Source organism: Microcoleus sp. MON2_D5, from assembly GCF_036701905.1.
Classification (GTDB): domain Bacteria; phylum Cyanobacteriota; class Cyanobacteriia; order Cyanobacteriales; family Microcoleaceae; genus Microcoleus.
Genome location: NZ_JAUBRM010000091.1, coordinates 1 through 4528, shown reverse-complemented (window position 1 = coordinate 4528; position 4528 = coordinate 1). Strand labels below are relative to the sequence as shown.

3 protein-coding genes and 1 pseudogene are annotated in these 4528 nt (G+C 46.2%); all 4 read right to left on the bottom strand.

Annotation, left to right across the window (positions count from 1 at the left end):
* A partial coding sequence (locus QUA47_RS25275) for a Gldg family protein (protein ID WP_333432782.1) occupies positions 1-1446 on the bottom strand: 1446 nt, incomplete at its 3' end.
* A gap of 44 nt (positions 1447-1490) precedes the next feature.
* Complete coding sequence (locus QUA47_RS25270) at positions 1491-2393, bottom strand: Rpn family recombination-promoting nuclease/putative transposase (RefSeq protein WP_333432781.1); 903 nt, start codon at positions 2391-2393, stop codon at positions 1491-1493.
* Between the two features lie 179 nt (positions 2394-2572).
* The gene (locus tag QUA47_RS25265; RefSeq protein ID WP_190663106.1) at positions 2573-3364 is read right to left on the bottom strand and encodes an ABC transporter permease; all 792 of its coding nucleotides are present in this window, start codon (positions 3362-3364) and stop codon (positions 2573-2575) included.
* 49 nt (positions 3365-3413) lie between these two features.
* Positions 3414-4528 (bottom strand): annotated as a pseudogene (locus tag QUA47_RS25260) (ATP-binding cassette domain-containing protein); the annotation flags it as partial.

Genomic DNA, 4528 nt, shown 5'->3' with positions numbered 1-4528 from the left:
TGGTGAATCTGTCGGCGATGGTGAATCTGTCGGCGATGGGGAATCTGTCGGCGATGGGGAATCTGTCGGTGATGCTTGGGGTGAAGGCGAGGGCGAAGTTGTCGGTGATGCTTGGGGTGAAGGCGAGGGCGAAGTTGGTGTTGGTGAAGGTGAGGGCTTTAAGGGAGTGCTGTCAGTGGACGATCGAACTAAAGCTACACCTAATAATAGCGGGCCTTGTCGATCGGTCTTCTGATCGAACTCCAATTTCTTAGTCGTCAAATCGCTTTCCGCCCAACTTTCTTGACTCGTCCAAATCAGCGGTTTTTCCTCTATCCCTTCTACGGGCGAGGTTTCCAAAGCACGCGCAAACGGATAGAAAGAAATGCCGGTGCCAAAACTTTGAGTAATCGGATGTTCGCCGTAGCGCCTGACTGTGGGAACCGTGGGGCCGAGGCCAAATCTTTGACCAGTGCCCGAAGCATCGATGGCCAAGCGGGTGTCTAGTTTTAGGCCCCATTCTTGCAGCAATTTGTCCAATCCCGTATCAGTTGCCGGGTCTACCATTAACAATAAACTGCCACCGCGATCGAGATAAGCTCTTAGTGCTTTAATTTCTGTATCGGAAAACGGTTTGTCCTGCCCCGGAACGATTAAAGCATCTGCATCTTCTGGCACTTCTTTGCGTTCGGTCAAATTCAGCGTTTGGGCGTTGTAGTATTTATCTTTCAGAGCTTTTTCAGCTTGCTGAATTCCGCCTTGACCTTCCTTTATCGGGCGGGCTCCTTTGCCTTGCAAAAAGTAAACTGTAGCAACGCGAGTGCTGAGGATTTCTTCTAAGCCATTGGTAAGTTTTATCTCTGAAAGCCCTTGATTCGGGTCGCTACCAAAAGCAGTGCCGCCTTTTTGCAGTACCTGTTTTTTGTCACCGGATTGCAGGTAAACTTCTCCGACGCTGGTAATGCTAAATTCCCGCGCTTTTCCCGGTTGGGCTAGCGGGTCAACAAACTCAAATTGGAACTTTTCGCCTCCCTCGCGTTTGTAGCTTTGCAGCAATTCTTTGATTTGGGGATTTTGGGTGGGGTCAAACACCCAAACTTTGACTGTTTGTTGCAGGTTTCGCAGTATTTGTTGAGTCTGCGGGGCGAGGGTAAATTGTTGGCTTTCGGTTAAGTCGAGGCGGACGGGATAGCGAACTGCTATGAAGTTAATTACTCCGAGAATCACAAAGACGGCGAGGGTAGCAATCAGGGCGTTGGTGCTGGCTTGAGTGGAACGCTGCCCCCAAAAGCTTTGTTCGTAACTCAAATATAGCAGCCAAAGTGCGATCGTCACTGCTCCGGCAATCACTAAACCGACTGTCAGGGGGTCCCATACTCCAGATACAAGTGCTGCTGTTACCCCCGCTGCGATGAGGAGGGGGCCCAGCAAAAAAACGTATTTCCAATTTTTTTTGCTAATTTTCATAAGGTAAATATTGAGTGAGAAAATTCCGCTTCGAGGATGTTATTCTATATCGCATTAGCCTGCAACCATGCTGTTAAATCTGACTGATTGTTGAAGTCCAGCACGGCATCTCCTAGTTCTTCTAATTGCTCTACGCCTAATTCACGGATGCAGTTTTCGGTTTCCGGTTGTATTGTGCCTAAACGCCGCACTAGCTGACGCAATATTAACGAAAGTTGAGCGGTTTTTGTCACCTGTTCTCTTGCTACCTCTATGGCAATCTGCTGGTCTTGAATCCACAGTTCTTGCTTCTGCAATTCATGTAATTCTTCCTGAGTGAAGTTTTCCTCGCTGGCAATTCTAAAAGCTTTCTGAATTTCTGGAACTGCACTGAGTGTTTCTGGTACTGTCTCCAGAGTGCTGGTATTTTCGAGAAAGTAAATCCATTGCTCGGCACTTGTTTCTAATTCTGCTAATTCCTTGCTAAATTTTGGCAGTTCGATAAATACTAATTCTATTTCAGTATCTGGACACTCAAACTGTTGCTCTTTTTCTTGGAAAACAAACCGTGACATAAATTCCGGCTGATTTTCAAACATTTCAAAGTCGGTAATTTTCAAGGAAATTACTGTTTTTAGCCTTTCGTAGCGTTCTTTTCCTGTTAATTGCTGGCTGTAGCTTTTGGCAGCATTGTACAAAACTCTGTTCCCAAAGGAAGGCACGTTGATCAGTTGAATTTCAACTAGGGCGATTCTGTCGCCGTTAATTGTGGCTTTGACATCTAGGTGTGTGTCTTGGACTCCGAGAGTTGGAGTTTCTGGCGGGGAGTCGATTATTTCTAAGTCTTCGATGATCGGCTGTGCTTCATAAAGGATGGCGTTTAAAAAATTAATCAGGATGTCTTTGCTGTCGCTGGAACCGAATATTTTTTTGAACGCAAAGTCGATTTTGGGATTGATAAATCTCATTCTTTCAAGTAATTAGTGGAATAACTAACATTAATTGGGAACTGGGAATTGGGCATTGGGCATTGGGCATTGGGCATTGCGAATTGGGAAGTGGTGGTTTTTCCTTTAATGTGCAACTCTCCAAATCTCTTACTTTCCCACTCTTTCCTCTTTATTCCCCGAAGCCTTCCCTGATGCTTTTAGGAACGCTGATATCGCAGCGCATCGATGGATTGGGCGGTCAGAAATACTCCTAAAATGATGTAACTGGCCAACATAATTAAACTGCTGGTATCGAAAACTCCCTTGACAAGATTGGTGTAATTTGTTAAGAGGGACAAATGTCCTAATGCTGTTCCGAAAGGGCCACCGATACCGACGGCGGCTGCATCGATCACCCAGAGAAATAATACTAGGGCGAAGGTGAGGATGGCGGATAAAATTGTGCTGTCGGTGAGGGAGGAAATAAACATTCCTAGGGACAATACTCCTGCTGCTAGTAATATTAAGCCGGCGTGTCCTAGCAGAAGAACTCCGGGGGGTACGGGTGGGGTTGAGGAACTGAGGACGATCGCCTCGCAGAACAGCAGGGGCAGCAACATTGTGGTATAAAATGTTAAAACTCCCAGGAGTTTGCCGGTAGCAACTGCCCAGTTTGTTAAGGGCGATGTGGCTAATAGTTCTAAGGTGCCCCGTTTGCGTTCTTCAGCGTAAAGTCCCATTGAGAGTGCGGGTAGTACGAACAAGGAAAGGGAACCCATGATTCGCAGAAAGAGTTGCAGGAATTCGTAAGCAACGTCGATGGGAGGTTCGGTAATTCCCATTTGGTCTCGCTGGCCGATTTGGGGAATTAACCCGTCGGGGGCGAGGAGGATGGCTATTAAAAAGTAGCCGGTGATTAGCCAAAAGACTGCTGCGATGGCATAGGCTAATGGCGAGGCAAAATAGCTTTGTAGTTCTTTGCGGTAAATTGCGATAATATTACTAATCATTACTAACCTTTAGGAATTGGGAATGGGTAATTGGCCATTGGTAATTGGTTCATTCTGATTCGCCTGCGGGTGGTTTTTCGCTGTCGTCGCTATCCTTTTGCTTTTTTTCTATTTGTCGCTTTTTGGTAACAGGTGGCTGTTGTGGTTGAGAATCGCTACTCGGTTGTGGCTTTTTTTTAAGTAGTCGATTTTTTACAACTGGTTGGGATTCTGGTTGAGAAGGTTGGCTCGACTTTGGTGTTTCTAAAACTTCGAGATTTTCGACAATCGGTTCTGGTTGAGAAGGTTGGCTCGACTTTGGTGTTTCTGAAACTTCGAGATTTTCGACAACCGGTTCTGGTTGAGAAGGTTGGCTCGACTTTGGTGTTTCTGAAACTTCGAGATTTTCGATAACCGGTTCTGGTTGAGAAGGTTGGCTCGACTTTGGTGTTTCTGAAACTTCGAGATTTTCGACAATCGGTTCTCGTTGAGAAGGTTGGCTCGACTTTGGTGTATCTAAAATCGGTTCGGATTCTGGTTGAGAATGCTCGATCGACTCTACCGTTTCTGAAACTTCGAGATTTTCGACAATCGGTTCTGCTTGAGAAGGTTGGCTCGACTTTGGTGTATCTAAAATCGGTTCGGGTTCTGGTTGAGAATGCTCGATCGACTCTACCGTTTCTGAAACTTCTAGATTTTCGACAATCGGTTCTGGTTGAGAAGGTTGGCTCGACTTTGGTGCATCTAAAATCGGTTCGGGTTCTGGTTGAGGATGCTCGATCGACTCTACCGTTTCTGAAACTTCTAGATTTTCGACAATCGGTTCTGGCTGAGAATGCTCGATCGACTTTGGTGCATCTAAAATCGGTTCGGGTTCTGCTTGAGGATGCTCGATCGACTCTACCGTTTCTGAAACTTCTAGATTTTCGACAATCGGTTCTGGCTGAGAATGCTCGATCGACTTTGGTGCATCTAAAATCGGTTCGGGTTCTGCTTGAGGATGCTCGATCGACTCTACCGTTTCTGAAACTTCTAGATTTTCGACAATCGGTTCTGGCTGAGAATGCTCGATCGACTTTGGTGCATCTAAAATCGGTTCGGGTTCTGCTTGAGGATGCTCGATCGACTCTACCGTTTCTGAAACTTCTAGATTTTCGACAATCGGTTCTGGCTGAGAATGCTCGA

What these genes read in the sequence shown, in the direction of transcription:
- QUA47_RS25265 (WP_190663106.1), bottom strand. Translation starts at nt 3,364, where the DNA reads ATGATTAGTAATATTATCGCAATTTACCGCAAAGAACTACAAAGCTAT.
- QUA47_RS25270 (WP_333432781.1), bottom strand. Translation starts at nt 2,393, where the DNA reads ATGAGATTTATCAATCCCAAAATCGACTTTGCGTTCAAAAAAATATTC.